Raw genomic sequence first — 26655 nt, 5'->3', positions numbered from 1 at the left:
ACGCTCGCAATGACGGGCAGGAGTCACTCCGTCCCGAGCCCTTCCTCGACCTCTTCGGCCCTAAAGACATAGCGCCGCGAGCAGAATTCGCAGGTCACGCCGAGCGTACCGTCATCGGCCACCATCGCCTGGCGGTCCTCGGCGGAGAAGCCGCGCAGCATGCCCAGCACGCGCTCGCGCGAGCAGCGGCAATTCTCCTGCACGATCACCGGCTCGAAGACCCGGGCGCCGCGCTCGTGGAAGAGCCGGTAGAGCAGGCGCTCGCTCTCCAGCATCGGGTCGAGCAGCTCGTGATCCTCCACCGTCTCGACCAGCGAGCGCGCCTCGCGCCAGGCATCGTCGCTGATCCCGTCCGGATCGTCCTGGGTCAGGATCTCATGGCCTTCCGGCGCGTCGCCGGGATGGAGATCGGCGGCGCGCAGCCGCTCCGGCGAATGCGGCATGAACTGCACCAGGAGCCCGCCGGCGCGCCATTGCCGTCCGGCCGCACCGACCACCTCGCCGACACCGAGCCGGATGCGGGTCGGGATCTGCTCGGATTGCCGGAAATACTGGTGCCCCGCCTCTTCCAGGCTCTGCCGCTCCAGCGCCACCACCCCCTGGTAGCGCGTCATCTGCGAGCCCTGGTCGACGGTCATGGCGAGATGGCCGTCGCCGAGCAGATCCCCCGTGCTCAGCGCGTCGCGGGCGATCGCCTCTTCGAGCTTGGCCTCGTCGACATGAGCCACGGCGCGATAGGAATCCGGGGCGTTGAAATCGACCACCATCATCGAGATCGGCCCGTCGCTCTTGGTCTGGAGCTGGAAGCGGCCCTCGAATTTCAGCGCGGTCCCGAGCAGCACGGTCAGCGCCGCAGCCTCGCCCAGTACGCGGGCGACCGGCTCGGGATAATCATGCCGGTCCAGGATCCGGTCGAGCGAGGGCCCGAGCCGGACGACCCGGCCGCGCACGTCGAGATCGGGCACGGTGAAGGGGACGACGCGGTCGTCCAGCGCCACCAGATCGGCCTCGTCAGCCATCAGGCCTGCACCCCGCCGAAGCACCAGGCGAGAATGCCCTTCTGCGCATGCAGCCGGTTCTCCGCCTCGTCGAACACCGCGGATTGCGGACCGTCCATCACGGAATCGGTGACCTCCTCGCCGCGGCTGGCGGGCAGGCAATGCATGAAGATCGCGTCCTTCTCGGCCCGGGCCAGCAGCCTCTCGTCGACCTGGTAGGGCCGCAGCAGATTATGGCGCGTGCCTTCCTCGTCGCCCATCGAGACCCAGCAATCGGTGATGACGCAATCGGCGCCCTCGACCGCCGCCTCGGGCCGGGTCATCAGCTTCAGCCTCGCGCCCTGCTTGCGCGCCCAGTCGACCAGCGCCGGCGGCGGCGCCAGCTCTTCCGGCGTGGCGATGGCGAGCTCGAAATCGAGCCGGCCGGCCGCATGGATCCAGGAGGTCAGCACATTGTTGCTGTCGCCGGTCCAGGCGATGCGCCGGCCGGCGATCGGCCCCTTGCGCTCCTCGAAGGTCATCACATCGGCCATCACCTGGCACGGATGCTGGCGCTTGGTCAGCCCGTTGATCACCGGCACGGTCGCATGGCGCGACATCTCGACCACGGCGTCGTGGTCGAGCATGCGGATCATGATCGCGTCGACATAGCGCGACAGCACGCGGGCGGTGTCGGCGATGGTCTCGCGCTCGCCCAGCTCGATCTCCTGGCCGGTCACCATCATCGGTGAACCGCCGAGCTCGCGGATGCCGACATCGAAGGATACGCGGGTGCGCAGGCTCGGCTGCTCGAAGATCATCGCGATCACCTTGCCGTCGAGCAGGCGGTCGGCGGCGGCGTCCGGCGTGCGGCGGCGGGCCTTCATCTCCCCGCCCTTGCGCAGGATGGCGCGCAGCTGCTCAGCGGAGAAATCGGAAAGATCGAGGAAATGGCGCGTCACGGGCGCGTCCTTCACGTCTGGACAGGAAATGGTGGCGGGCTGATCGGGTTGGGCGAGGCCGCTCGGATCATTCCGCCGCCGGGCGTTTCAGCGTCGCCTCGACGGCCTGGGCCGCGCGGTCGAGCCGCGCCACCGCCTCCTTGACCTCGGTCTCGCCGATGATCAGCGGCGGCAGCAGGCGCACCACATTGTCGCCGGCCCCGACCACGAGCAGCCCCTGGGCCCGCGCCTCGGCGACGAAATCCATGTTCGGCGTGTGCAGCTTCAGCCCCAGCATCAGCCCTTCGCCGCGGATCTCGGCGATCACCTCCGGATGCTGGTCCTTGAGCTGGGCCAGCGACTGCCGCAACCGGAGCCCGGTCTGGGCCACCGTCTCGATGAAGCCCGGCGCCAGCACGACGTCGAGCACCGCATTGCCGACCGCCATGGCCAGCGGATTGCCGCCGAAGGTGGTGCCGTGGCTGCCGAGCGTCATGCCCGCCGCCGCCTCCTCGGTCGCCAGGCAGGCGCCCATCGGGAAGCCGCCGCCGATGCCCTTGGCGATCGACATGATGTCGGGGGTGACCCCCGCCAGCTCATGCGCGAAGAATTTCCCGGTGCGGCCGACGCCGGTCTGGATCTCGTCGAAGATCAGCAGCAGCCCGTGCTCGTCGCACAGCGCCCGCAGCTCGCGCAGCATCTGCGGCGGCACCGAGCGCAGCCCGCCCTCGCCCTGGATCGGCTCGATCATCAGCGCCGCCGTCTCGGGCGTGATCGCCGCCAGCAGCGCCTCGCGATCGTCGAACGGCACCTGGTCGAAGCCTTCGACCTTGGGGCCGAAGCCGTCGATGTATTTCTGCTGGCCGCCGGCGGCGATCGTCGCCAGCGTCCGGCCATGGAAGGCGCCTTCGAAGGTGATGATGCGGAAGCGCTCGGGATGGCCCTTCGCGGCATGGTATTTCCGCGCCATCTTGATCGCCGCCTCGTTCGCCTCGGCGCCGGAATTGGTGAAGAAGACGCGGTCGGCAAAGGTCGCCTCGCAGAGCCGGCGCGCCAGCCGCTCGCCCTCGGGCATCGTGTAGAGGTTCGAGGTATGCCAGATCCGGCCGGCCTGCGCGGTCAGCGCCTCGACCAGATGCGGATGCGCATGGCCGAGCGCGTTGACCGCGATGCCGGCGCCGAAATCGAGATAGCGCGTGCCGTCGGCGGTGATCGCCCAGGCGCCTTCGCCACGCTCGAAGGCGACGGGCGCCCGCGCATAGGTCGGCAGCAGCACGGAGGGAGAGGGGGTGGCGGCGGTCTGGGAAACGGAAGACATGGACGCGGTCCTAACGACGGGCGAGGCGTGAAGGATGAGGGCTGGGAGTGAACGACGGTCCGGGGCGGCAGGGATCATGCCGGCACAATGCGACCCGACGACGACTTTATCGTCGCAGCCAGCTTCCGGCCTCTCGTCGCATCGCCACGTGCATCGATGACGTTCCGCAAAAACAAGCGCCGCCCGAACGGGGGCGGCAACGGCAGGACTATGCTAAGTCCCTCAGCCGCTGTCAATTCCCGCGCTCCGGGAAGGGCGGCTCCGGGCGCCGCGAGGGCCCCTCGCTTGACTCGCGATTGGTGAAAGGCCTGGGGAAAAGACGAAAACTGATTCGAGGACTCTTGTCGCCGAGTCCGGCCATCTTGTATGGTCCCGTCAGTCAGATACGACATCTCGTGCGGCGACCCCAGTACCGACAGTTCCGGCTGTAACAGCTCCCGTTTGACCGCGGGCGCTGCCGGTCTCGGATTCCGCCACGATCCGCCCATAAGCCAGCCCTGCGAAGGGATGGCCTAAGACATGACAGGTGAAGCCGATGAACGAAGCCGGAGCGTGGACGGAGGAGCGGGTCGAACTGCTCAAGAAGCTCTGGAGCGACGGACTCAGCGCCAGTCAGATCGCGACGGAGCTCGGCAGCGTCACCCGCAACGCGGTGATCGGCAAGGTCCACCGTCTCGGCCTGTCGGGTCGCGCCAAGAACCCGGCGGCTCCGGCCGCCGCGCGCAACGCCGCGCCGCGCAAGGCGCCGACCCGCTCGCCGAGCGCCCCCGCCGCGGGTGCCTCCGCCGGCATGACGCGCGGCGCCAACGCGCTCGCGCCGCATTATGCCGAGGAGGCCGAGCCGGACATGACGGCCGATCCGGCGCCGGCGCCGTCGGAGGATGTGGTGATCCCCTTCTCCGAGCGGGTCACCATCATGGATCTGCGCGAATATATGTGCCGCTGGCCGATGGGCGATCCGACCACGCCGGAATTCCGCTTCTGCGGCGGCCGCTCGCAGACCGGCATGCCCTATTGCAGCTACCACGCGCGGATCGCCTACCAGCCCGCCGCCGATCGCCGCCGCGATCGCAGCAAGCTCGCCGCGCGGGTCTGACCGGCGCGCCGGAGCGTCCGTCGAGGAGCCGGCCTTCGGGCCGGCTCCTTTCGTTTCAGTTGCCGAAGACGGTGTTGAGCTGGCTGCCGACCATGATGAAGGTGGTGCGCTTCGGCATCTCCTTCAGCCGCACCGCGCCGATATAGGTCATCGCCGAGCGCACCCCGCCCATCAGCTCCAGCAGCGTGCCCTCCACCGGCCCGCGATAGGGCACTTCCACGGTCTTGCCCTCGGAGGCGCGGTATTTCGCGACGCCGCCGGAATAGCGCTTCATCGCCGTGTCGGAGGACATGCCATAGAAGGTCATGCCGACCGCGACCTTCTCGTGGCCATGCTGCTCGTAGCGGATCTCGCCGTCGCATTCGTCATGGCCGGCGAGCATGCCGCCCAGCATCACGAAATCGGCGCCGGCCCCATAGGCCTTGGCGAGATCGCCCGGCACGGTGCAGCCGCCATCGCCGCAGACCAGGCCCTTCAGCCCATGGGCGGCGTCGGCGCATTCGATGATCGCCGAGAGCTGGGGATAGCCGACCCCGGTCATTTTGCGCGTGGTGCAGACCGAGCCCGGCCCGATGCCGACCTTGACGATGTCGGCGCCGGCGAGGATCAGCGCCTCCGTCATGTCGCCGGTGACGACGTTGCCGGCCATGATCGCGGCCTTGGGAAAGGCCTCCCGCGTCGCCTTCACCGTATCGACGAATTTCTCGGTATAGCCATTGGCGACGTCGAGGCAGATCTTGCTGATCGGCGCCTGCGCATGCACCGCCATCAGCTTCTCATGGTCGGAGGCGGTGGTGCCGAGCGAATAGAAGGCGTTGGCCGATTCCGGCTCCTTGAAGAAGGCGATCAGTTCCGCCGCGCTGTAATGCTTGTGCAGCGCCACCATCGCGCCGTGCTTCAGCAGCGCGCGCGCCATCGGCATGGTGCCGACCACATCCATATTGGCGGCGATCAGCGGGAAGCCGCTCCATTCCGTGCCGGTATGGGCGAAGCGGAAGCTGCGGTTGACGTCGACATGGGCGCGGCTGCTCAGCGTCGAGCGCTTCGGCCGGATCAGCACGTCGCGGAAATCGAGCTTCGGATCGTTTTCGATGCGCATGGGCGGCCTCGCGGATCAGGCAGCACGCCTTTTGCGTGCGCCGATACATAGCCGGCAGGCGGCGGCGGAGGCAACCGGCGGCCGAGCGGGCAAGCCCGGAGCGGCCCCGCTGGCCCCGGTCAATGCGGCCGCTGCCGGGCATTGCGGCGGATCGTGTAGAGCGTCGCGCCGATCACGATCGCCGCGCCGATCCAGGTCGCCAGCGCCGGGATCTCGGCGAAGAAGACGAAGCCGGTGAAGCTCGAGATGATCAGCCGGCTGAAATCGAGCGGGGCCAGCGCCGCCGCCTCGCCGACCTGATAGGCGCGGGTGATCAGCCATTGCCCGGCCGTGCCGAACAGGCTGAGCACCACCAGCCAGATCCATTGCTCGGCGGTCGGCGGAACCCAGAGCAGCCAGGTCGGCACCGCCAGCGCCAGGATCAGCACGCCGCCCTGCCAGAGCAGGATCGTCTCCGTGCGCTCCGTCGCCGCCAGCATCCGCACGCTGATGGTGATCGCGGCGCTGAACAGCGCCCCGCCCACCGCCATCAGCGCATAGATGTTCAGCCCGTCGCCGAACGGGTTCAGCATGATCAGAACCCCGGCGAAGCCGATCGCGGTGGCGACCCAGCGCCGCGCATCGACGGTCTCCTTCAGCACCAGCACGGCCGCGATGGTCACGAACAGCACCTGGCTGAACCCGATCGCCGTGGCCTGCGCCAGCGGGATCATGATGATGGCGGTGAAGCCGAACAGCATCGAGATCAGCGTCACCACGCCGCGCAGCACCTGCAGCCCCGGTCGCGTCGTGCGCAGCAGCACGGGCAGGGCGGCTCCGGCGATCGCCATGATCACAAGGCTCATGATGATCTGGCGGATCAGCAGGATCTGGACCAGCGGAATGGCGCTGCCGACATGTTTGATGCCGCCGACCATCACGGCATAGACCAGCATCGCCGAGAACATGTAGATCGAGCCGCGTAGATTGGGGCTGGCGCCCTGCCAGCGCCGGGCCAGCCCCTGGCGCAGCTTGGCGACGGCACCTGTTCGCGCCGGCAGAGCATCCATCGCGGCGGGGCGCTCGGCCGCTCGGGTCGGCGCCGGCGGCTCGGGCGGCGCCTCTTGCGCCTCGTCGCGCGGCAGGAACGGCTCCGCGCCCTCGGTCTCGAAGCCGGAACCCGGCCCGCGCCCGCCCTCTCGTTCCTCGCTCATCGTCAAACCGTTGGCCGGCAGACCGGCAGCGTTGTCCACCCCGGCAAATCATTGAGGAATCGAGGGCTTCGCGCCAGCCGTGCTGCGGCATGGCGGGGTTGTCCCAGGCTGCGGTCGATACGACCTCCCGGCACAGGCCCCATGCCGGACGCGCCCTGTCTGCTCGGGACGTTGCGGTGTAGGAGGCTTGCGGCGGCGGGATCGAGGGATGGCACCATCCCGGCAAACGAGCTGGAGACGATGAGGGATCTGCTGTCGGGTTTCGTGGCTGGCCTGCGTTCGCTCGCCCCCTCGCGCTTTCCCTATCGCCGCTTCGCCCTCGCCCTGCTGCTCGGCGGGATCGGCGGCTGGCTCTTCGTCCAGGCCCGCCTGCCTCTGCCCTGGATGCTGGGCTCGATGGTGGTCTGCACGGCGGCCGCGCTGCTGCGCCTGCCGGTCGCCGCCCCCTCGGTGATCCGGCCGCCCATGACCATGGTGATCGGCGTGATGCTCGGCGCCGGCTTCAAGCCCGACATCGTCGCGCAGCTGCCGAACTGGCTGCCGACCCTGGCCGGGCTGGTGCTGTTCATGATCGCCTGCGCCATCGCCTGCGTCGGCTATTTCCGGCGCTTCGGCGGCTTCGACCCGGTCACCGCCTTCTTCGCCGGCATGCCGGGCGGTCTGATCGAGATGGTCACCGTCGGCGAGGAGAAGGGCGGCGATGCCCGCATCATCGCCCTGATCCATTCCGCCCGCATCCTGCTGGTGGTGATGACGCTGCCCTTCATCGTGCAATGGATCGGCGGCGTGCCGCTCGGGGGCGCTCGCGCCTCCGGCCCCTCGATCGCCACCACGCCGCTCTTCGCCGAGCTGACCCTGCTGGCCTGCGGCCTCGCCGGGATCGTGCTGGCGCATTGGCTGCGGATGCCGGCGAAATTCCTGCTCGGCCCGATGGTGGTCAGCGCCGCGGTGCACATGCTGGGCTGGAGCGATTCCGTGCCGCCCTTCGAGATCGTCAACGCCGCCCAGCTGATCCTCGGCGTCACCATCGGCTGCCGCTTCGTCGGCACCACGCCGCGGCTGATCCTGCGCATCCTGGCCCTGTCGCTGGGCTCGACCGTCATCCTGCTCGCGCTGACGCTCGGCTTCGCCTATCTCGTGGCGCGGGTCTCGGTGCATGGCCCTGTCCCGCTGATCCTGGCCTATTCGCCGGGCGGGCTGGCGGAGATGAGCCTGATCGCGCTCGCCTTGCACATGGAGGTCGCCTTCGTCGCGGCTCATCACATCATCCGCGTCTTCCTGGTGATGATCAGCGCCGGCCCGCTCTTCGGGCTGCTGATCGGGCGGAAGAAGCCCGGCGCAGACCCGCAGGACGAGACCGCAGGCGGCGAGGGCAAGGGCGAAAGCGAGCGGTGAGACTAGGCCGGTTTGCGCCAGGCCTGTCCTGAAACGACACAAGGCGTTCGCGCCCACCCATGGAAGCGCCCGGCCGCAGCCGGATGATCCGCGAGATCGCCGCGTTCTGGAGCAGAGTCCGGCGGCACGGGGATTGCGGCAGCGCAGCCCGGCGCGGCGCCGGAAAGATCCTGCCGCCTGCGCCCCGCACAGGCCCGGCCGGCCTGCAGCGTCCGGGCCCCGCTTTCCGATGAGCGTCAACGATCTCGATTTCGCCCCCCTGTCGCCGGCCGAGGAGCGCTTCAGCGGCTGGCGACCCTGGATCGGCGTGACGACGGCGGCCATCGATGCGGCGGTGGTGATGCTGGTCGTCGCGGCGGTGACGGTCGCCTATCATCTCGCCGTCTATCATTCCCTCGGCGACCCCCGCACCGGCACCGAACTCGCGCTGATGCTGGCCTCGATCTTCGTCTTCACCAATCTGCTGCGCGGCCGCTACCAGCTCGCCAATTATCTCTCGACGCGGCGGCAGGCCGCCTCGGCCTTCGCGGCCTGGAACATCACGCTCGTCGCCTTCATCGCCATCGTCTTCATGGCCAAGATCGTCGATCAATATTCGCGCGCCGTAGTGCTGGTCACCTATCTCGCCGGCGTCCCGGTGATCGGCCTCGCCCGCTCGGCCGTCGTCAGGGCGGTGTCCCTGGCGAGCAAGACCGGGCGCCTCACCGCGGAACGGGTCTTCATCATCGGCCGCGAGCCGGAGGTGATGTCCTTCGTCTCGCGCCACCAGCCCTGGAACATGGGCTTCGCCATCGTCGACGTCGCCTTCCTGCGCAGCAACGATGCCCGCCGCATCAACGACCCCGCCGCCGCGCTGAAGGCCGATCTCACCAGCGCCGCCGCCCGCTGTCGGCAGCTGCGGCCGGATGCGGTGTTCATAGCGGTGCCCTGGGCCGATCAGGAGACGATCGACGCCTGCGTCGACGCCTTCATGAACCTGCCGGTCGCGATCCATCTCACGCCGGAGCGGATCATGGACCGCTTCGACAATCCCCATATCGTCCGCATCGGCTCGCTCGCCAGCCTGCGCCTGACGCGCCCGGCGCTCAACCCGGTCGAGATCATCGCCAAGCGCGGCTTCGATCTGGTGGCGGCGTCGCTGATCCTGATCGTGACGCTGCCGCTGCTGCTGCTCGTCGCCCTGCTGATCCGGCTCGATTCACCCGGCCCCGTCCTGTTCCTGCAACGCCGCTACGGCTTCAACCAGCAGGCGTTCCGGATCGTCAAATTTCGCACCATGACGACCAGCGACGATGGCGACGTGATCCTCCAGGCGCGGCGGAACGACCCGCGCATCACAAGGATCGGCCGTTTCCTGCGCCGCTACAACCTCGACGAGCTGCCGCAATTGCTCAACGTCATCTCCGGGCAGATGTCGCTGGTCGGCCCACGGCCGCATGCGCTCGCCCATGACCATGAATTCCAGCGCAAGATCGCGCTCTATGCGCGGCGTCACAACGTCAAGCCCGGTATCACCGGCTGGGCCCAGGTCAACGGTTTTCGCGGCGAGACGGATACCGACGAGAAGATGGCCAGGCGCATCGCCTGCGACCATTGGTATATCGACAATTGGTCGCTCTGGCTCGATCTCGCCATCCTGCTGCGCACGGTGTTCAGCGCCAAGGCCTATCGCAACGCCGGCTGAGCGCCCCCGCCCGCAGCGCATTCCGGGCCGGCCTCTGCCATCTGGCGCTCCGCCAAGCCTGCGGTTACCGTGGCGTCCTTGCCCGGGACCAGAGAGCCACCCATGAATCAAATCGATTTAAACGGACGCGTCGCCATCGTCACTGGCGGGGCCCAGGGCATCGGCCGTGCCATTGCCGCGCGCTTCGCCGCCAGCGGCGCCAAGGTGGAGATCTGGGACGTCGACGGGGCGCTGGCGGCCCAGGCCGCTGCCGAGATCGGCGGCGAGACCAGCGGCCATGCCGTCGACGTCACCGATCCCGCAGCGGTCAAGGCTGCGGCGGATGCGCTCGAGGCGCGCCATGGCGGCGTCGACATCCTGGTGACCAGTGCCGGCATCGCCGGCGCCAATCACAAGACCTGGGACTATCCGCTCGAGGAATGGGCCCGGGTGATGCGGCTGAACGTCGACGGCACGCTGCATTGCTGCCAGGCGGTGATCCCCGGCATGATCAGGCGCAATTACGGCCGGCTCGTCCTGGTCGCGTCGATCGCCGGCAAGGAGGGCAATCCCAACGCCTCCGCCTATTCCGCCTCCAAGGCCGCGGTGATCGCGCTGACGAAATCGCTCGGCAAGGAGCTCGCCACCCAGGACATCGCGGTCAACTGCATCACCCCGGCGGCGGCCCGCACCCGCATCTTCGACCAGATGAGCGAGGAGCATATCGGCTACATGCTGGCCAAGATCCCGCGCGGGCGCTTCCTCCTGCCCGACGAGGTCGCGGCCATGGTCGCCTTCCTCGCTTCGGCCGAGAACAGCTTCACCACCGGCGGCGTCTTCGACCTTTCGGGCGGGCGGGCGACCTATTAGGCTCTCCGCCATGACCCAGACCCTCCCCACCGCCGCCGTGCTCGGCGCCCGCGCCTTCGCGGCGCTCGCCGGCCTGAACCGCTTCAGCGACGAGCCGGGCAAGCTGACCAGGCTCTATCTCTCGCCCGCCCATCGCCAGGCGGCGGAGTGGACGCGCGGCGCGATGGAGGTCGCCGGCCTCTCCGCCCATATCGACGCCGCCGGCTCGGTCCAGGGCCGGCGCGAAGGGGCGAAGCCCGGGGCGCCCTCGGTGATGATCGGCTCCCATATCGACACGGTGAAGGATGGCGGCCGCTTCGACGGCAATCTCGGCGTCGTCGCCGGGATCCTGGTGGCCCAGGCGCTGCGTGACGCCGGCATCGTACTGCCCTTCCCGCTGGAGGTGGTGGCCTTCGGCGACGAGGAGAATGTCCGCTTCCCGACCTCGCTCTCGACGTCGCGGGCGCTCGCCGGGGAGTATCGCCAGGAATGGCTGGACGGCCGCGACACCGACGGCATCACGCTGCGCGACGCGCTGCTCGGCTTCGGCTGCGATCCCCTCGGCATTCCCGCCCTCGCCAGGCCGCCGGCCTCGGTCGCCGCCTATCTCGAACTCCATATCGAACAGGGGCCGGTTCTGGAGGCGGAGGACGAGCCGGTCGGCATCGTCACCGCGATCAATGCGCAGAAGCGGGCCCGGGTGCGCGTCACCGGCGAAGCCGGCCATGCCGGCACGGTGCCGATGCGCCTGCGGCGGGACGCGCTGGCCGCCGCCGCCGAGATGGCGCTGGCACTGGAGGAGATCGCCTCGGCGCATGATCAGGCGGTCGGCACGGTCGGCGTCTTCAGGCCCGATCCCGGCGCTACCAATGTCGTGCCCGGCGCCGTCGACTTCACCATCGATTTCCGCTGCCCGCGCAACGACACGCTCGCCAGCATGGACCGGGCGATCGCGACGCGATTCGCCGAGATCGCGGAGCGCCGCGGCGTCTCCCTGGCGATCTCGCCCTATTCGCACGACGATGCGACGCCGATGGCGGAACCGCTGCAGGAGGCGCTGGCCGCCGGCATCGCCCGCACCGGCGCCAATCTCAAGGCGCGGCGCCTGCCGTCGGGCGCCGGCCACGACGCCATGGCGATGGCCAGGCTCTGCCCGGCGGCGATGCTCTTCGTGCGCAACGAGAAAGGCATCAGCCATTCGCCGCTGGAAGCGATGACGGAGGCCGATGCCGGGATCGCGATCCGCGTGATGCTGGAGACGGTGCTCGAGCTGGCGCGGCGCGCGGCGTAAGCGACGAAGGCCCGGCAGCCCCGACCCCGGCGTGGCCGCGAGCCCGGCCGCGGCTCCTGCTTCACCATGTGGCCGATCGGCCGATCAACCGCAAGACGAGACGGGCGATCCGGCTGCGATCCCCGCTCGCGCAACGTCCTGCGAGCGCCGGGCGGACCCGTTGCGACCAGATGACGCAAAGGAAGTTGTCGTAAAAACTTCGTAGATGGCTGTTAATGTCGACAGCTCATCTTCCGGACCGTCCCGGACGGTGCCCCTGATTTCGGGTTCGACATGACGCGCTCGCCAAAAGCCAGTCTCGCCATCCTGCTCGCCTTGACCGCCGCAGCTCCCGCCGCAGCTCCTGCCGCCGCGGCCGATCTCGCCTCGCCTGGCCGCGCGGCGCCGCAGCCGCCGCTCGCGCAGCCCTTCCAGCGCTTCTATCTCCATGCCGGTCCCGCCGGCCTGGTCTATTCGGAATCGGCCAGGATGTGGGCGGGCGGCATGCGCATTCCCGGTGCGGATGTCCGCATCCCGAATTCGCTGAGCTTCGCCGTCGAGGCGGGGTATTTCCTCACTCCGTCCATCGCCATCGGCTTCGCCGGCGGCTACCCGCCGCTGGTCAAGGTCGAGGCGCGGGGCTCGATCACCGGCCTCGGAACGCTCGGCAAGGTTTCCGGCGGCCCGACGGCATTAACCGCGCAATATCATTTCACCGGTCTCGGCGCCTTCCAGCCCTATCTCGGTGTGGGCCCGAGCCTGATGGTGATCGTCAACGACCAGGACGGGGCGGTCCGCCGGCTCAAGACCGATCATGCGCTGGGGGTCGCGGTCCAGGCCGGCTTCAACTACATGATGAGCGAGCATTGGGGCGTCTTCATCGACGCCAAGAAGGTCTTCCTGGAGGCCAAGACGCGCGGAACCTTGGGCGGCGTCCCGATCCGGGCCAAGGTCAAGCTCGACCCGCTGGTTCTCCATTCCGGCGTGACCTACCGTTTCTGAGCCGGCCCCGCCCCGCGCTTCAGCCGCAGCCAGAGATCGGCGCCATGGGCCAGCCCCGCCAGGCTGAGTCCGAGCGGCACCAGCCAGGAGGCGCCGTCCGCCAGGGCCGCGCGCAGCGCCGCCAGCAGGCCGAGCCCCGCCAGCGCGATCAGCAGGATGTCGCGCGCCGGCAGGCCATGGCGGCCGCGCAGCGCCAGCAGCAGCGCGGCCTCGAAGAGCAGGATCGCCAGAGCGAGATCGACCAGATGAACCATGAGCGGTGCCCGTTGCGCTGCAAACCCGCGCTCAGCTTCGGGCCAGCCCGAGCAGATGGCCGAGATCGGTGAAGAACACCCGGATATGCGACATGAACCGCCCGCGTACGAGCTGCTTGTTCATGTAGGATTCCCAGGTCAGCTTCTGCACATCTGGGTCGCGGCAGAGCTTTACGAATTGCTCGCGTCTCTTGTCGCTGCGGTACCAGATCCATTGCAGCAGGCCGAGCACGAAGAACACCCGTCCATGCTCCGCCATGAAGCGCCGGCGCGCCGATGTCAGCGCTCGCGCATCGCCGCTCGCCAGGGCGAGGTCGACCGCCTCGCCCGCCAGCCTGCCGCAGAGCATGGCGTAGTAGATGCCTTCGCCCGAGGCGGGCGCGACCACGCCGGCCGCATCTCCGGCCAGGATCACGTCGCGGCCATTGTCCCAGCGCTTCATCGGCTTCATCGGGATGGGCGCGCCTTCGCGGCGCAGCGTCTCGGCCTCGGCGAGCCCCGTCGCCGCACGCAGCCGCGACACCGCATCCTTCAGCGAGAAGCCCTTGCGCGCACTGCCGGTGCCGATGCTGGCGGTGTCGCCATGCGGGAACACCCAGCCGTAGAAATCCGGCGATACCTCGCCTTGATAGATCACGTCGCAGCGGCGCGGGTCATAGGCGGCCGCGCTTTGCCGCGGTGCCCGGACGATCTCGTGATAGGCGAAGACGAAGGGCGGGCGCTTGGCCCGCGGCATCGCCGCCTTGGCCAGCGCCGAGATCGCACCATCGGCGCCGATCACCATGCGGGCCCGCACGCTCGCCTCGCTGCCGTCGCCCCTGCGGAAATGCAGCCGCGCGGTGCCGTCCTCGTCGCGGGCGAAGCGCTCGAAGGTCCCGGTCTCACGCGCGGCACCGGCGATCGCCGCGCGTTCCCGCAGGAACGGGTCGAAATGCTCGCGGTCGACCATGCCGACGAAGCCGTTCTCGATCGGCATGTCGACCCCGATCCGGGACGGGGACACCATGCGGGCGCAGCTGATCCGCGCGACGATCTGCGCGGGCGGAATGGCGAAATCGCGGATCGCCCGCGGCGGGATCGCCCCGCCGCAGGGCTTGATCCGGCCGCCCCGGTCGAGCAGCAGGACCTTGCGCCCCGCCGCCGCGAGATCGGCGGCCGCCGTCGCTCCGGCTGGTCCGCCCCCGACGACGACGACATCGAACAGGTCCTGCTGCTGGGTCATGGGCGTCATCCCGGGCTGGGGCGCAGAGCCGGCGCCCGCTGATCGTCCTGGCGCGATGGGACCAGCCCCTGCCGCGCCACCGCCAGGGCCAGCGCCGCCGATATCAGGAAGAGGACCGCCTCGGCCGTGAACACCGCGGCATAGGCGAGAACGGGAGAGGCGAGGAGCTGACGCGCCAGATCGCTCGCCGCGGCGCCGAGCAGCCCGCCCAGGCCGAAGGCGACGCCCTGCGCCGCGCCCCACAGCCCCATGCGCACGCCCTGGCGGTCGGGCCTGCCGGCCCCGACCAGGCGCATCATCTGGCCGATCGCCGCGACCGCATAGGCCCCGTTGGCGAGGCCGAGGGCGAAGACCACGGGGCGGATCGGGAAGCCGGGCCCGATGAAGGCCGCGACCGACAAAGCGGCCAGCGCCAGCGCCGAGGCCAGGCAGCCGCCGACCGCCCAGAGCCGCAGCGAGCCGGCACGCGGGCCGGCGAGGCTGGTGACCAGCGCCACCAGCAGCATTCCCGCCAGCACGCCGCCATTCTGCACGCCGGCGAGCTTGGTGCTTTCGCCCGGGGTGAAGCCGAAGACCGTGCCCGCGAACGGCTCCAGGATCAGGTCCTGGGCGGAATAGGCCACCATCGAGACGAAGACGAAGATCGCGAACAAGCTCGCCTGCGGCTCGGCCCAGACCTCGCGCAGGGCCGTGAGGAAATCCGTCTCGGCCTGCGCCGGCGCGGGGTGCGCCGCTCCGGAAGCCGCCTCGACGCCGTGCACGGCGAGGCAGGTCAGGCCAAAGGCGATCAGGCTGACCACGCCGGTGACCAGGACGAGCCGCGTCGTCGAGAACGGATCCAGCCAATGGCCGGCGAGACCGGCGGTGAGGATGAAGCCGCAGATCATCATCACCCAGACCACGGTCGCAGCGGCGGGCCGGCGCTCGTCGGCGACGCGGCGCGAGAGCAGCACCAGCAGGCAGGTGCCGCTGGCGCCGACGCCGATGCCGATCATCAGGAAGGCGAGGCAAGCCAGGGCGACCCCCGCCCAGAACTGCGTCGCCATCAGCGCCGTGGCCAACGCCGCGCCGAAGCCGCCGAGCGCCAGCACGGCCATGCCGCCGACGATCCAGGGGGTCAGCCTTCCGCCGACATCGGAGCCATGGCCCCAGCGCGGCCGCAGCACCTGCACCGCGTAATGCAACGCGACCAGCAGCCCCGGCAGCACGGCCGGCAGAGCGAGTTCGACGACCATGATCCGGTTGATGGTCGAGGTGGTGAGCACCACGATGGCGCCCAGCGCCGTCTGCACCAGCCCGAGCCGGACGATGCCGAGCCAGCCCAGCGGCAGCGGCTGCGCGCCGGCCATCACGGCCCCGCCATCGCGAGATCGCGCAGGGCGAAGGCGCTGGCCAGCATGCCGAGCACGTAGAGCGTCGTCCCGGTCGCGTTGTACCAGGCGGCGCGCTCGCGCGGCGCCGCCAGCAGCCGCAGCATCAGCAGGATCTGCGCCGCCAGCAGCGCCGCGACCAGACCTGCGAACAGAGCCTGCCCCCAATGCCAGAGCAGCAGGATCACGAGGAGCTGCGGCAGCGCCATCACCCAGCAGGCGAGCCTGGCGGCACGGTCAATGCCGAGCTGCACCGGCAGCGATTGCAGCCGCATCTGCCGGTCCCCCTCCACCGACTTGAAATCGTTGAGCGTCATGATGCCGTGCGCGCCGAGGCTGTAGAGCAGCGCCAGCGCCAGGATGCGCCCATCCGGTACGCCGCCGAGCAGGGCCGCCGCCCCGGTGAACCAGGGCAGCCCCTCATAGCAGAGGCCGACGGCGGCATTGCCCCACCAGCCATTCTGCTTCAGCCGCAGCGGCGGCGCGCTGTAGACCCAGGCCAGCACCAGCCCGAAAGCCGCCGCGGCGAGCACCGCGACGCCGAGCAGGCTCGCCACCAGCAGCGACAGCGCCGTCCAGCCCAGCGCGATGAAGAAGCCCCAGCTTCCGGGGATCCGGCCCGAGGGGATCGGCCGGTCGGGCTCGTTGATCGCGTCGACATGGCGGTCATACCAGTCATTGGCGGCCTGGCTGGTGCCGCAGACCAGCGGGCCGGCCAGCAGGATCCCCAGCGCGATCTCGGGCAGATGAGCCGCCAGCGGCTGGCCGGAGGAGATCACGCCGCAGCCATAGGCCCACATCGGGGCGAACCAGGTGATCGGCTTCAGCAGTTCGAGCACCGCGCCGGGCGCGGGGCGGGACGGCAGCGGAGCCTGGATGCTGAAGCGCGTCATCCCCGCAGGCTAGGAGCCTCGGCCAAAACCGTCAATCGAAATTGACAAACGAGTGTCAACAAAATCGGACACTCAAACGTGCCGACGGTCTCGCCGCCTTCCGTCAGTTGATCTCGCTCGGCTCCGCCTCGTCGAGATCGCCCAGCCCATAGCGCCTGAGCTTGGCGTAGAAGCTCTGGCGGCTGAGCCCGAGCATCTGCGCCGCGGAGGCGCGATTATCCTTGCTGAGCTCCAGAGCCGCCTCGATGCAGAGCTTCTCGATCACATCGGTGGTCTCGCGGACCAGCTCCTTCAGCGAGACCCGCCCGACCAGCTCGGCGAGATGCTCGACCGAGCGCGGCAAGGCGCGGCCGCGCTGGCTTTCCATGGCGCTGCGCGCGCCCTGGCTGCGCATCACGAAGCCGAAGGCCGGCGTGTCGCCGGTAATCGCCGGGACGGCCGAGACCTCGACCTCTTCCGTGCCGCCGAAGGCGCCGCGGATCACGGTCGTGAAATTGCGCACCACGCCATGCTCGGTCAGCGTCACCATCAGCAGCGGCAGGTCGATCCCCGGCCGCCCGAGCCAGCGCTCCAGCGATTCGCCGACGGCCTGCTGCTTCGAGGCGAGCTGCGCCATGTCCAGGAAGGCGCGGTTGGCCTGCAGGATCGACAGATCCTGGCCGATGACGACGAAACCGTCGGGAAACTTGTCGACCATCGCCGCGAGCCGCCGGGCGGCGCCGTCATCGGCGGCCACCGCCCCGCCGATCGGCGTGAAGCGTAGCAGCAGATAGCTGCCGCCATCCTGCCTGAACCCCGAAGCCGAGGCGGTGAAGCGCCGGCCGGAACTGGCGAGGGCGACGTCGACACCCTCGGCCGCGCCGGAGAGCCGCGCCCCGCGCAGCATCGCCTGCAGCGCCTCGCCCCCGTCCCGGCCGAAGCCGGCGAGGATCGAGAGGCTGGCGAGGCGGCCGGGGTCGAGTTCGAGCAGGCGCAGCGCGGCCGGATTGGCCTCGACGATCTTGAGGCTCGCCGCCTCCAGGATCACGACCGGCTCGGAGGCCAGATTGAACAGCATGCGATAGCGCGTCTCGGCCATGCGCAGCCTGGCATATTCGCGCTCCATCGCCTGCTGCGACTCGACCAGCCGCTGCTGCAGGCTGGCGTAATGGCGCAAATCGCGGCCCAGCGCGATCACCGGACCCTCGCTGCTGATCCGCACGGCGCTGTAGCGCACGGGTGCGTCGGGACCGCCGGCGCTGGGATGGTTGATCTCGCGGAAATGCACGGTGGCCGAATGGCCGGCGCTGTCGAGCAAATCCTGGACCTTGGGCCGGCTCTCCACCGTCACCACGTCGCAGAAGCGCTTGCCGACCCAATCCTCGAAGCCTTCGCGCCTGAGATCGTCGCTGGCGAGCGCCACGTCGCGGATCGTGCCGTCATTGTCGAGCACCAATGCGATATCGGCGGCGGCCGTGATCAGGCTGCCGGCGATATCGGGCGCCAGCCCCTTCAGCCAGGACGTCTGACCTTTGAAACCGAGCGCCGGAGCTTGGGGCGTAAAGACGTTCATGACAACGAAGGCCCGCTTTCTGTCTGTTACGGCCCGCGATCAGAGGCTTTAGGCAGATAACGACGCATGGTCCAATCAACAAGTAATCTTTTTGGCGGCGATCAGGCTCCTGACCTGGATCAAACCGTCATTGGCGTCGCGGGCGCCGCCATCGGCACCGAGCTCGCGCGCCAGTTCCGGCCGCTCATTGAACAGGAAACCGCCCAGTACGACCTGTACAGACCGGTTGAGCGAGCCGCCGCGCAGCCCGGCGATCAGCGTGGCGATGCTGGGGGCGGCCGTTTCACCGCTCGCCGACAGCCCGATCACGTCGAACCATTCCGCGCCGAGCCGCTCGACGAGGCCCTGGCGCGAGCCGCCGATCTCGACCTCGACCAGCCAGCCGGCGCGGCGAAAATACTCTTCCACCACCGACAGGCCGAATGTGTGCTGCTCGCCCGGGATCGCGGCCAGCAGGATCCGCGGGCTGGGTTCGCCGGCCGCCTTGTCGCCCTCGAAATCGGGCCCGTAGATCCGCAGCAATTGCTGCAGCCGCGACAGGCCGACGGTGACGTCGACGAAGCTGCAGCGATCGCTTTCCCAAAGCTGGCCGAGATGGCGCGCCGTCTCCGACAGCACCGAGCCGATGATCGCCTCCAACGTCATGCCGCGGGCGCGCAGCCCGTCGATATGCTCGCGCGCCATCGCCAGCGGCTTGCGGACGATGATCTCGCAGAACTGCTCGATATCGGCCGGCGACAGCAGGATCGGCGCGGGCGCCGGCGCTTCCAAAGGGGACGCGCGGGTGCCGGGCGACAGCCGGTGCGCCAGCATCAGCCGGGGAATGATCTCGCTCTCGATGGTGCGTGCCAGATCGTCCCGCAATTCCGGCAGAGGCTCGACCGGCAGCCCCGGGCACCAATTCGCCAGCCCGAGCGGCCCGTATCCCGCCTGGTCTTCCGCAGCCATCTGGCGATCGGGCGGGTTGAATCCCCGACCAGGCATGGCGTCACCTCCCTCGGGCGAGAGGCTGTCCGGCGCAGGGACTCTGGCGGTCCTGTCATGATCAGGTTGCGGGATAGCAACGGACCATCCGGAAAGCGCATTCTCTCGGCCTGTTGACGCAGAATGAAGCATGCCATCGGCGCCGCGGCAATGATGAAGCCGCGAATCCCGGCCTGCATCGCGACTGCGCCGGCTCCTGGAGGGGCTCTGCTTCGGCATCGCGGTTCACCAATGGCCGGGAGCGGCGCCCTTCATCTCCGATGCAGGACGTCTTCATCCCTGGATGGACAACGTCTCAGACTACCCCGATTTCGTCGTCTGTCTACTAGCTATGACAGTCTAACCAAAAATAGTGTCCAGTCAGATTGACACTTCCGATTCCTGGCGCCAATCTGCCCATCAGATGAGCGCCGCCTTTGCCGGCGCATCGGGTTCGGGGGCGTCCCATGCCGCGATCAGCAGGCGAACGGACAGGCAGGGAGGGCGGGGCCCTCTACACGCCCGAACAGCGTCGCCGCCGCGATCTCTCGCGCTGGACCCTGGTGCAGGGCGTGCTGGCGCCCCTGCAATTCGCCGTCTTCCTGGTCAGCCTGGTGCTGGTGCTGCGCTACCTCGCCGGCGGCGAGGGCTATCAGGCGGCGACGCTGTCGATCATCGCCAAGACGCTGGTGCTCTACGCCATCATGGTCACCGGCGCGCTGTGGGAGCGTGACGTCTTCGGCCAATATCTCTTCGCCCCGGCCTTCTTCTGGGAGGACGCGGTCAGCTTCGTCGTCATCGCCCTGCACACGGCCTATCTCGCCGCGATCCTGAGCGGGGCGCTCTCGCCGCGATCGCAGATGCTGCTCGCATTGGCGGCCTATGCGATCTACCTCGTCAACGCCGCGCAATTCCTGGTGAAGCTGCGCATGGCCCGCCTGCAGGCGCGCGACTGGGCCCCGGCTGCCGATGGCGCCTTCGGAGGCCGGCCATGAACGCGCTCGCTCCCCTCGCCGCCGTCCAGGGCTGCGACGAACGTCCGGTGCTGCGCGAGCGCGGCCAGCGCGAGGTGTTCTGCGGCCTCACCGGGATCATGTGGCTGCACCGCAAGATCCAGGACGCCTTCTTCCTGATCGTCGGCTCGCGCACCTGCGCCCATCTCATGCAATCCGCCGCCGGGGTGATGATCTTCGCCGAGCCGCGCTTCGCGACGGCGATCATCGAGGAGAAGGACCTCGCCGGCCTCGCTGACGCCAATGCCGAGCTCGACGCGGTCGTGGCGCGGCTGCTTGCGCGCCGGCCGGAGATCAGGCTGCTCTTCCTGGTGGGGTCCTGCCCCTCCGAGGTGATCAAGCTCGATCTGTCGCGCGCCGCGCAGCGCCTGTCGCAGCGTTTCACGCCGCAGGTCAGGGTGCTGAACTATTCCGGCAGCGGCATCGAGACCACCTTCACCCAGGGCGAGGATGCCTGCCTCGCCGCGCTGGTCCCGACGCTGGCGGAGAGGCCGTCCGGCGCCGCGCGCCAGCTCCTCGTCGCCGGTGTGCTGGCGGATGCGGTGGAGGACCAGTTCCGCCGGCTCTTCGCCGCGATGGGGATCGCCGAGATCGGCTTCCTGCCGGCGCGCCGGGCCGGCGCGATGCCGGAGATCGGGCCGGACACGCTCTATCTCCTGGCCCAGCCCTTCCTCACCGAGACCGCACGCGCGCTCGAACGGCGCGGCGCGACGCGGCTCCCGGCCCCGTTCCCGCTCGGGATCGAGGGCACCACGGCCTGGCTCAGGGCAGCGGCTGAGGCCTTCGCGATCTGCCCGGCCCGTTTCGAGGCCGCGATCACCCCCGGCCGCGAGCGGGCGCGGCGTGCGCTCGATCATTCCCGCGGCAGCCTCGCCGGCCGGCGCGTCTTCTTCTTCCCCGACAGCCAGCTGGAGATCCCGATCGCCCGGTTCCTGTCGCGCGAGATGGGCATGGAGCTGGTCGAGGTCGGCACCCCCTATCTCCACCGCGACCATCTCGCCGCCGATCTCGCCATGCTGCCGGCCGGCATCCAGCTCAGCGAGGGCCAGGATGTCGACCGCCAGCTCGGCCGCTGCATCGCCGCCGCGCCGGATCTCACGGTCTGCGGGCTCGGCCTCGCCAACCCGCTCGAAGCGCTGGGGCTGACGACGAAATGGGCGATCGAGCTCGTCTTCACGCCGATCCAGGGTTTCGAACAGGCGGGGGATCTCGCCGAGCTCTTCGCCCGGCCGCTGATCCGCCGCGCGGCGCTGGAGGTGTAGCCATGCACCTCACCGTCTGGACCTATGAAGGCCCGCCCCATATCGGCGCCATGCGCGTCGCCACCGCGATGCGCGACGTGCATTACGTGCTGCACGCGCCCCAGGGCGACACCTATGCCGATCTGCTCTTCACCATGATCGAGCGCCGCGGCGAACGCCCACCTGTGACCTACACCACCTTCCAGGCGCGCGATCTCGGCGGCGATACGGCGGATCTGTTCCAGCGCGCGGCGCATGAGGCCTTCGAGCGCTTCAAGCCGGCGGCGATGCTGGTTGGCGCGTCCTGCACCGGCGAGCTGATCCAGGACGATCCGGCCGGGCTGGCGCGGGCGCTCGGCCTGCCGATCCCGGTGATCCCGCTGGAGCTGCCCTCCTATCAGCGCAAGGAGAATTGGGGCGCGGCCGAGACCTTCTACCAGCTGGTGCGCCATCTCGCCTCGCCGCATGCGCCGAAGCCGGGCGCGCCGCGCCCGCCGCGGCCCGCCGGGCGCCCGGCCTCCTGCAACATCCTCGGCCCGACGGCCCTCGGCTTCCGCCATCGCGACGATGTCCGGGCCGTCACCGAGCTGCTCGACGAGCTCGGCGTCGTGATCAACGTCGTCGCGCCCTGGCAGGCCGCCGCGGCCGATCTCGCGAGGCTCGGCGAGGCCGATTTCAACGTCGTCCTCTATCCCGAGATCGCCGGCCAGGCGGCGCAATGGCTGAAGCGGCAATTCGGCCAGCCCATGGTGGCGACGGTGCCGATCGGCGTCGGCGCGACGCGCGACTTCATCGTCGAGGTGGCGCGGCTGGCGGAGGTCGACGCCTCGCTCGCCCTGGCCGACTCCGCCTCGCGCCTGCCCTGGTATTCGCGCTCGGTCGATTCGACCTATCTCACCCGCAAGCGCGTCTTCATCTTCGGCGACGCCACCCATGCCATCGCCGCCGGGCGCATCGCCAGCGAGGAGCTCGGCTTCACCGTGGTCGGGCTCGGCAGCTACAGCCGCGAGCGGGCGCGCGACATGCGCGAGGCGGCGGCGCGCTACGGGCTCGAGGCGCTGATCACCGACGATTATCTCGAGGTCGAGGCGGCCTGCGCCGCGCTGCAGCCGGAGCTCGTGCTCGGCACGCAGATGGAACGCCATATCGCCAAGCGGCTGGGCATCCCCTGCGCGGTGATCTCGGCGCCCGTCCATGTCCAGGATTTCCCGGCGCGCTATTCCCCGCAAATGGGGTTCGAGGGCGCCAACGTCATCTTCGACAGCTGGGTCCACCCGCTGATGATGGGGCTGGAAGAGCATCTGCTCGGCATGTTCCGCGATGATTTCGAGTTCCATGACGGCGCCGGCGCCTCCCATCTCGGCCATGGCGCCACGACGCCCCCGGCGGCGCCGGTCCCGGAGGCCGCCGCAGCGGCTCCCGCCGCCGACCGGCCGATCCTGCTGAGCTGGGCCGCGGAGGCGGAGCTCGAGCTGAAGAAGATCCCCTTCTTCGTCCGCGGAAAGGCGCGGCGCAACACGGAGACATTCGCAGGCGAACGCGGGATCAACCCGATCACGGTGGAGACGCTCTACGATGCCAAAGCCCATTTCGGCCGCTGAGGCGGTCCCGATCCGGATCGTCATCGTGACGCTGGACAGGCATCTGTCGAGCGCCGTCGACCGCGCCGCCGCCCTGCTCCGCCGCGAATTGCCGGGCCTGGTGCTCACCCTCCACGCCGCCGCCGAATGGGGCGAGAACCCCGCCGAACTGGCCGAGGCGCGGGCGGATATCGACCGGGCCGACATCCTCGTCGCCAACATGCTGTTCATGGACGAGCATATCCAGATGGTGATGCCGGCGCTGAAGGCGCGGCAAGACAGCTGCGACGCGATGATCTGCGCGATGTCGGCGGGGGAGGTGGTGAAGCTCACCCGTCTCGGCGGCTTCCGCATGGATGCGCCCGAGAGCGGCATGATGGCGCTGCTGAAGCGGCTGCGCGGCGCCAAGAAGCCGGGCGGCAATGCCGGCGCCCAGCAGCTCGCCATGCTGAAGCGCCTGCCGCAGATCCTGCGCTTCATCCCGGGCAAGGCCCAGGATGTCCGCGCCTATTTCCTCGCTCTGCAATATTGGCTGTCGGGCTCCGAGGCGAATGTCGCCAATCTCGTCCGGCTGCTGGTCGATCGCTATGCCGACGGGCCGCGCCGGGGCCTGCGCGGCACGCTGAAGGCGGCGCCGCCGGTGCATTACCCCGAGCTCGGCGTCTACCACCCCCGCATGGCCGGCCGCATGGCAGGGCAGGCGGACAGGCTGCCGCGACGGGCCGAGGCGCGCGGCACGGTCGGGCTGCTGGTGATGCGCTCCTATCTGCTGGCCGGCAACACCGCGCATTATGACGGCGTGATCGCGGCGCTGGAGGCCCGCGGGCTCGATGTCATCCCCGCCTTCTCGGGCGGACTCGATGCGCGCCCCGCGGTGGAGGCCTTCTTCAAGCGCGACGGCGTGCCGGTCATCGACGCGCTGGTCTCGCTCACCGGTTTCTCTTTGGTCGGCGGCCCGGCCTATAACGATGCCGGCGCGGCGGATGCCATGCTGTCCGGCCTCGACGTGCCCTATCTCGCGGCCCAGGCGCTGGAATTCCAGACGCTCGAAGGCTGGGGCGCCTCGGAGCGCGGGCTGATGCCGGTCGAGGCGACGATGATGGTCGCCATTCCCGAGCTCGACGGCGCCACCGGCCCGATGGTGTTCGGCGGCCGCAGCGAGACCAGCCGCGACATGCAGCTCTGCGTCGAGCGGGCGGCGCTGCTCGCGGCGCGAACCGAGAAGCTGGTGGCCCTGCGCCGCAAGCAGCGTGCCCGCCGCAAGCTCGCGATCGTGCTGTTCAACTTCCCGCCCAATGCCGGCAATACCGGCTCGGCCGCCTTCCTGGCCGTGTTCGAATCGCTCTTCAACACGCTGCGCGCGCTGAAATCGGGGGGCTATCACGTCGAGCTGCCGGAGAGCGTGGCGGCGCTGCGCGAGGCGGTGCTGCACGGCAATGCCGGCCGGCTCGGCACCGACGCCAATGTCCATGCCCGCATCCCGCTCGCCGATCATGTCAGGCGCGAGCGCCATCTGGCGGAGATCGAGGCGCAATGGGGCCCGGCCCCCGGCCGCCAGCTCAGCGATGGCGGCGCGCTGCTGGTGCTCGGCCAGAGCTTCGGCAATGTGCTGGTCGGCATCCAGCCCGGCTTCGGCTATGAGGGCGACCCGATGCGCCTTCTCTTCGAGAAGGGCTTTGCCCCGACCCATGCCTTCTCGGCCTTCTATCGCTATCTCCGCGAGGATTTCGCCGCCGACGCCGTGCTGCATTTCGGCACCCATGGCGCGCTGGAATTCATGCCCGGCAAGCAGGTCGGCCTCTCCGGGCAATGCTGGCCGGACCGGCTGATCGGCGACCTTCCCAACATCTATCTCTACGCCGCCAACAACCCCTCCGAGGGCACCATCGCCAAGCGCCGCAGCGCCGCGACTCTGGTGAGCTACATGACGCCGCCGGTGGCGAGCGCCGGGCTCTATCGCGGGCTCGTCGAGCTCAAGGCCTCGCTGGAGCGCTGGCGGCAACCGCTGGATGGCGGCTTAGAGCGCAGCGAGCTCGCGGCGCTGGTCCAGGCGCAGGCCGCCGCCCTCGATCTCGCGCCGGCCGAGCCGGCCTGGGGCGGGGAGTGCGAGGCGGCGATCGCCGGCCTGCAGGCGGCGGTGCTCGAGCTGGAATACACGCTCATCCCGCATGGGCTGCACGTCGTCGGCGCCCGCCACAGCGTCGAGGAGAAGGTCGATACGCTGCTCGCCATGGCCGAGGCGTCGGAGGGGCAGAAACCCTCCCGCCCGGCCGTCGAAGCGTTGATCCGCGGCGCCAGCCCCGCCCAGGCGCTGGCCCGGGCCGGGCTGCCCGGCGACGATGCCGGGGAAGCGGTGCTCGCCCGGCTCGGCGCGCTCGGTGAATTGCTCGACCGCGACAGCGAGATCGCCGGGCTGCTGGCGGCGCTCGATGGCCGCTTCGTGCGCCCCGCGCCGGGTGGCGATTTGCTGCGCACCCCCGCCATCCTGCCGACCGGACGCAACCTCCACGGCTTCGACCCCTTCCGCATTCCCAGCCTGTTCGCCATGCGCGACGGCGCGAAACAGGCCGAACGGCTGCTGTCCCGCCACAAGGAGGCCGGCCATGCCCTGCCCAGCGCCATCGCCATCGTGCTCTGGGGCACCGACAATCTGAAGAGCGAGGGCGGGCCGATCGCCCAGGCGCTGGCGCTGATGGGGGCGCGGCCGCGCTTCGACGGCTATGGCCGGCTCTGCGGCGCCGAGCTGCTGCCGCTCGCCGAGCTCGGCCGCCCGCGCATCGACGTGGTGATGACGCTGTCGGGCATCTTCCGCGACCTGCTGCCCCTGCAGACGCGGCTTCTGGCCGAGGCGGCGTTGCTCTGCGCGCAGGCCGAGGAACCGGTCGAGCAGAATTTCCTGCGCCGCAACGCCCTCGCATACCAGGCCCAGCATGGCTGCGATCTCGAGACGGCGGCCCTGCGCGTCTTCAGCAATGCCGACGGCACCTATGGCGCCAACGTCAACCACCTCGTCGAGAACAGCCGCTGGGAGGATGAAGACGAGCTGGCCGAGACCTATCAGCGCCGCAAATCCTTCGCCTATGGCGTCACCGGCCGGCCGGTCCAGCAAAAGGAGCTGCTCGGCACGATCTTCGCCGGTGTCGACCTCGCCTATCAGAACCTCGAATCGGTCGAGCTCGGCGTCACCACCATCGACCAGTATTTCGACACGCTGGGCGGCATCAGCCGCGCGGTGAAGCGGGCCGGCGGCGCGACGGTGCCGGTCTATATCGGCGACCAGACCCGCGGCGAGGGCACCGTGCGCACCCTGTCCGAGCAGGTCTCGCTCGAGACCCGGACCCGCATGCTCAACCCGAAATGGTACGAGGGCATGCTCAAGCACGGCTATGAGGGCGTGCGCCAGATCGAGCACCACGTCGCCAACACCATGGGCTGGTCGGCGACGACGGGCGCGGTGCAGCCCTGGGTGTTCCAGCAGGTCACCCAGACCTTCCTGCTCGATCCGGTAATGCGCGAGCGGCTCGCCGCGCTGAACCCGACCGCCTCCGCCAAGCTCGCCAACCGCCTGATCGAGGCGCATTCCCGCCAATACTGGCAGCCGGACCAGGCCACGCTCGATGCGCTGCGCCTGGCGGGCGAAGAACTCGAGGACCGGCTCGAAGGAATCGGTGTGGAGGCCGCAGCATGACGACCCTGTTCCAGCACCCGAGCCTGCCGAACTATATCCGCAGCAAGACGCCGCCGCCGCCCGGCGAGGATGGCGA

At 69.6% G+C, this 26655-nt stretch carries 21 protein-coding genes; 10 read left to right on the top strand and 11 right to left on the bottom strand.

The annotated features are described in order from the left end of the window. Window positions 1-23: 23 nt before the first annotated feature. The 3 genes from ASG72_RS05130 to ASG72_RS05120 form a co-directional block, all read right to left on the bottom strand. Window positions 24-1019: an Hsp33 family molecular chaperone gene (locus ASG72_RS05130; RefSeq protein WP_056709644.1), complete on the bottom strand. Its 996-nt coding sequence runs from the start codon at window positions 1017-1019 to the stop codon at window positions 24-26. After that, entirely contained in the window at window positions 1019-1939 is a 921-nt protein-coding gene (gene argF, locus ASG72_RS05125; protein ID WP_244488696.1) for an ornithine carbamoyltransferase, read from the bottom strand. The genes ASG72_RS05130 and argF overlap by 1 nt, the downstream gene beginning before the upstream one ends. 67 nt (window positions 1940-2006) lie before the next feature. Further along, window positions 2007-3236 carry an aspartate aminotransferase family protein gene (locus ASG72_RS05120; protein WP_056709639.1) on the bottom strand — a complete coding sequence of 410 codons (1230 nt, stop codon included), beginning with the start codon at window positions 3234-3236 and terminating at the stop codon, window positions 2007-2009. A 535-nt stretch (window positions 3237-3771) separates the two neighbouring features. On the opposite strand from ASG72_RS05120, the gene ASG72_RS05115 reads away from it, so the two are divergent. Then, a complete protein-coding gene (locus ASG72_RS05115; RefSeq protein WP_056709637.1) occupies window positions 3772-4332 on the top strand; it encodes a GcrA family cell cycle regulator in 561 nt (186 codons plus the stop codon). A gap of 55 nt (window positions 4333-4387) precedes the next feature. On the opposite strand, the gene ASG72_RS05110 is transcribed toward ASG72_RS05115, so the two are convergent. Together ASG72_RS05110 and ASG72_RS05105 are read right to left on the bottom strand one after the other, a co-directional pair. Then, on the bottom strand, window positions 4388-5431 hold the full coding sequence (locus ASG72_RS05110; protein WP_056709635.1) for a GMP reductase: 1044 nt from the start codon (window positions 5429-5431) through the stop codon (window positions 4388-4390). Between the two features lie 119 nt (window positions 5432-5550). Continuing rightward, a complete protein-coding gene (locus ASG72_RS05105) occupies window positions 5551-6624 on the bottom strand; it encodes a DMT family transporter (RefSeq protein ID WP_156395797.1) in 1074 nt (357 codons plus the stop codon). Window positions 6625-6864: 240 nt separating this feature from the next. On the opposite strand from ASG72_RS05105, the gene ASG72_RS05100 reads away from it, so the two are divergent. The 5 genes from ASG72_RS05100 to ASG72_RS05080 all read left to right on the top strand — a co-directional run bounded on the left by ASG72_RS05100 (window position 6865) and on the right by ASG72_RS05080 (window position 12803). Next, complete coding sequence (locus tag ASG72_RS05100) at window positions 6865-8019, top strand: AbrB family transcriptional regulator (RefSeq protein ID WP_082540087.1); 1155 nt, start codon at window positions 6865-6867, stop codon at window positions 8017-8019. Between the two features lie 229 nt (window positions 8020-8248). After that, window positions 8249-9703, top strand: a complete 1455-nt coding sequence (locus ASG72_RS05095) for an undecaprenyl-phosphate glucose phosphotransferase (protein WP_056709631.1) — start codon at window positions 8249-8251, stop codon at window positions 9701-9703. Window positions 9704-9805: 102 nt separating this feature from the next. Then, on the top strand, window positions 9806-10552 hold the full coding sequence (locus ASG72_RS05090; protein ID WP_056709630.1) for an SDR family NAD(P)-dependent oxidoreductase: 747 nt from the start codon (window positions 9806-9808) through the stop codon (window positions 10550-10552). 10 nt (window positions 10553-10562) lie between these two features. Continuing rightward, window positions 10563-11822, top strand: coding sequence for an allantoate amidohydrolase (locus ASG72_RS05085; RefSeq protein WP_056709628.1), 1260 nt, complete (start codon window positions 10563-10565; stop codon window positions 11820-11822). A 273-nt stretch (window positions 11823-12095) separates the two neighbouring features. Continuing rightward, on the top strand, window positions 12096-12803 hold the full coding sequence (locus tag ASG72_RS05080; protein WP_056709625.1) for an OmpW family outer membrane protein: 708 nt from the start codon (window positions 12096-12098) through the stop codon (window positions 12801-12803). On the opposite strand, the gene ASG72_RS05075 is transcribed toward ASG72_RS05080, so the two are convergent. From ASG72_RS05075 to ASG72_RS05050, 6 genes are all read right to left on the bottom strand, one after another. Continuing rightward, complete coding sequence (locus tag ASG72_RS05075; RefSeq protein ID WP_056709623.1) at window positions 12791-13057, bottom strand: hypothetical protein; 267 nt, start codon at window positions 13055-13057, stop codon at window positions 12791-12793. The two genes, ASG72_RS05080 and ASG72_RS05075, sit on opposite strands and share 13 nt — an antisense overlap. Before the next feature lie 31 nt (window positions 13058-13088). Continuing rightward, the gene (locus ASG72_RS05070) at window positions 13089-14279 is read right to left on the bottom strand and encodes a geranylgeranyl diphosphate reductase (RefSeq protein ID WP_056709991.1); all 1191 of its coding nucleotides are present in this window, start codon (window positions 14277-14279) and stop codon (window positions 13089-13091) included. 5 nt (window positions 14280-14284) lie between these two features. Further along, complete coding sequence (locus ASG72_RS05065) at window positions 14285-15628, bottom strand: BCD family MFS transporter (RefSeq protein WP_056709621.1); 1344 nt, start codon at window positions 15626-15628, stop codon at window positions 14285-14287. Next, window positions 15628-16542: a chlorophyll synthase ChlG gene (gene chlG / locus ASG72_RS05060; RefSeq protein WP_056709619.1), complete on the bottom strand. Its 915-nt coding sequence runs from the start codon at window positions 16540-16542 to the stop codon at window positions 15628-15630. The genes ASG72_RS05065 and chlG overlap by 1 nt, the downstream gene beginning before the upstream one ends. 103 nt (window positions 16543-16645) lie before the next feature. After that, entirely contained in the window at window positions 16646-18094 is a 1449-nt protein-coding gene (gene ppsR, locus ASG72_RS05055) for a transcriptional regulator PpsR (protein WP_082540086.1), read from the bottom strand. 75 nt (window positions 18095-18169) lie between these two features. Continuing rightward, window positions 18170-19078: a cobalamin B12-binding domain-containing protein gene (locus ASG72_RS05050; protein WP_156395796.1), complete on the bottom strand. Its 909-nt coding sequence runs from the start codon at window positions 19076-19078 to the stop codon at window positions 18170-18172. Between the two features lie 446 nt (window positions 19079-19524). On the opposite strand from ASG72_RS05050, the gene bchF reads away from it, so the two are divergent. From bchF to ASG72_RS05030, 4 genes are read left to right on the top strand one after another with little or no spacing between them, the layout of a single operon-like run. Continuing rightward, window positions 19525-20052 carry a 2-vinyl bacteriochlorophyllide hydratase gene (bchF, locus tag ASG72_RS05045; protein WP_056709616.1) on the top strand — a complete coding sequence of 176 codons (528 nt, stop codon included), beginning with the start codon at window positions 19525-19527 and terminating at the stop codon, window positions 20050-20052. Further along, a complete protein-coding gene (locus ASG72_RS05040) occupies window positions 20049-21332 on the top strand; it encodes a ferredoxin:protochlorophyllide reductase (ATP-dependent) subunit N (protein WP_056709615.1) in 1284 nt (427 codons plus the stop codon). Before bchF ends, ASG72_RS05040 begins: the two co-directional genes overlap by 4 nt. A 2-nt stretch (window positions 21333-21334) precedes the next feature. Beyond that, the gene (gene bchB, locus ASG72_RS05035) at window positions 21335-22912 is read left to right on the top strand and encodes a ferredoxin:protochlorophyllide reductase (ATP-dependent) subunit B (RefSeq protein ID WP_056709614.1); all 1578 of its coding nucleotides are present in this window, start codon (window positions 21335-21337) and stop codon (window positions 22910-22912) included. After that, window positions 22887-26579: a magnesium chelatase subunit H gene (locus ASG72_RS05030; RefSeq protein ID WP_056709613.1), complete on the top strand. Its 3693-nt coding sequence runs from the start codon at window positions 22887-22889 to the stop codon at window positions 26577-26579. The genes bchB and ASG72_RS05030 overlap by 26 nt, the downstream gene beginning before the upstream one ends. Window positions 26580-26655: the final 76 nt, after the last annotated feature.

The sequence above is a fragment of the Allobosea sp. Leaf344 genome, assembly GCF_001426225.1.
GTDB lineage: Bacteria > Pseudomonadota > Alphaproteobacteria > Rhizobiales > Beijerinckiaceae > Allobosea.
Note: the sequence above shows the minus strand (reverse complement) of the source record. Positions and strands in the feature narration are given on the sequence as shown.

Coding starts and splice junctions, on each gene's coding strand:
- ASG72_RS05130 (WP_056709644.1), bottom strand. CDS start 1,019: ATGGCTGACGAGGCCGATCTGGTGGCGCTGGACGACCGCGTCGTCCCC.
- ASG72_RS05120 (WP_056709639.1), bottom strand. CDS start 3,236: ATGTCTTCCGTTTCCCAGACCGCCGCCACCCCCTCTCCCTCCGTGCTG.
- ASG72_RS05115 (WP_056709637.1), top strand. CDS start 3,772: ATGAACGAAGCCGGAGCGTGGACGGAGGAGCGGGTCGAACTGCTCAAG.
- ASG72_RS05110 (WP_056709635.1), bottom strand. CDS start 5,431: ATGCGCATCGAAAACGATCCGAAGCTCGATTTCCGCGACGTGCTGATC.
- ASG72_RS05105 (WP_156395797.1), bottom strand. CDS start 6,624: ATGAGCGAGGAACGAGAGGGCGGGCGCGGGCCGGGTTCCGGCTTCGAG.
- ASG72_RS05100 (WP_082540087.1), top strand. CDS start 6,865: ATGAGGGATCTGCTGTCGGGTTTCGTGGCTGGCCTGCGTTCGCTCGCC.
- ASG72_RS05095 (WP_056709631.1), top strand. CDS start 8,249: ATGAGCGTCAACGATCTCGATTTCGCCCCCCTGTCGCCGGCCGAGGAG.
- ASG72_RS05090 (WP_056709630.1), top strand. CDS start 9,806: ATGAATCAAATCGATTTAAACGGACGCGTCGCCATCGTCACTGGCGGG.
- ASG72_RS05085 (WP_056709628.1), top strand. CDS start 10,563: ATGACCCAGACCCTCCCCACCGCCGCCGTGCTCGGCGCCCGCGCCTTC.
- ASG72_RS05080 (WP_056709625.1), top strand. CDS start 12,096: ATGACGCGCTCGCCAAAAGCCAGTCTCGCCATCCTGCTCGCCTTGACC.
- ASG72_RS05075 (WP_056709623.1), bottom strand. CDS start 13,057: ATGGTTCATCTGGTCGATCTCGCTCTGGCGATCCTGCTCTTCGAGGCC.
- ASG72_RS05070 (WP_056709991.1), bottom strand. CDS start 14,279: ATGACCCAGCAGCAGGACCTGTTCGATGTCGTCGTCGTCGGGGGCGGA.
- ASG72_RS05065 (WP_056709621.1), bottom strand. CDS start 15,628: ATGGCCGGCGCGCAGCCGCTGCCGCTGGGCTGGCTCGGCATCGTCCGG.
- chlG (WP_056709619.1), bottom strand. CDS start 16,542: ATGACGCGCTTCAGCATCCAGGCTCCGCTGCCGTCCCGCCCCGCGCCC.
- ppsR (WP_082540086.1), bottom strand. CDS start 18,094: ATGAACGTCTTTACGCCCCAAGCTCCGGCGCTCGGTTTCAAAGGTCAG.
- ASG72_RS05050 (WP_156395796.1), bottom strand. CDS start 19,078: ATGCCTGGTCGGGGATTCAACCCGCCCGATCGCCAGATGGCTGCGGAA.
- bchF (WP_056709616.1), top strand. CDS start 19,525: ATGCCGCGATCAGCAGGCGAACGGACAGGCAGGGAGGGCGGGGCCCTC.
- ASG72_RS05040 (WP_056709615.1), top strand. CDS start 20,049: ATGAACGCGCTCGCTCCCCTCGCCGCCGTCCAGGGCTGCGACGAACGT.
- bchB (WP_056709614.1), top strand. CDS start 21,335: ATGCACCTCACCGTCTGGACCTATGAAGGCCCGCCCCATATCGGCGCC.
- ASG72_RS05030 (WP_056709613.1), top strand. CDS start 22,887: ATGCCAAAGCCCATTTCGGCCGCTGAGGCGGTCCCGATCCGGATCGTC.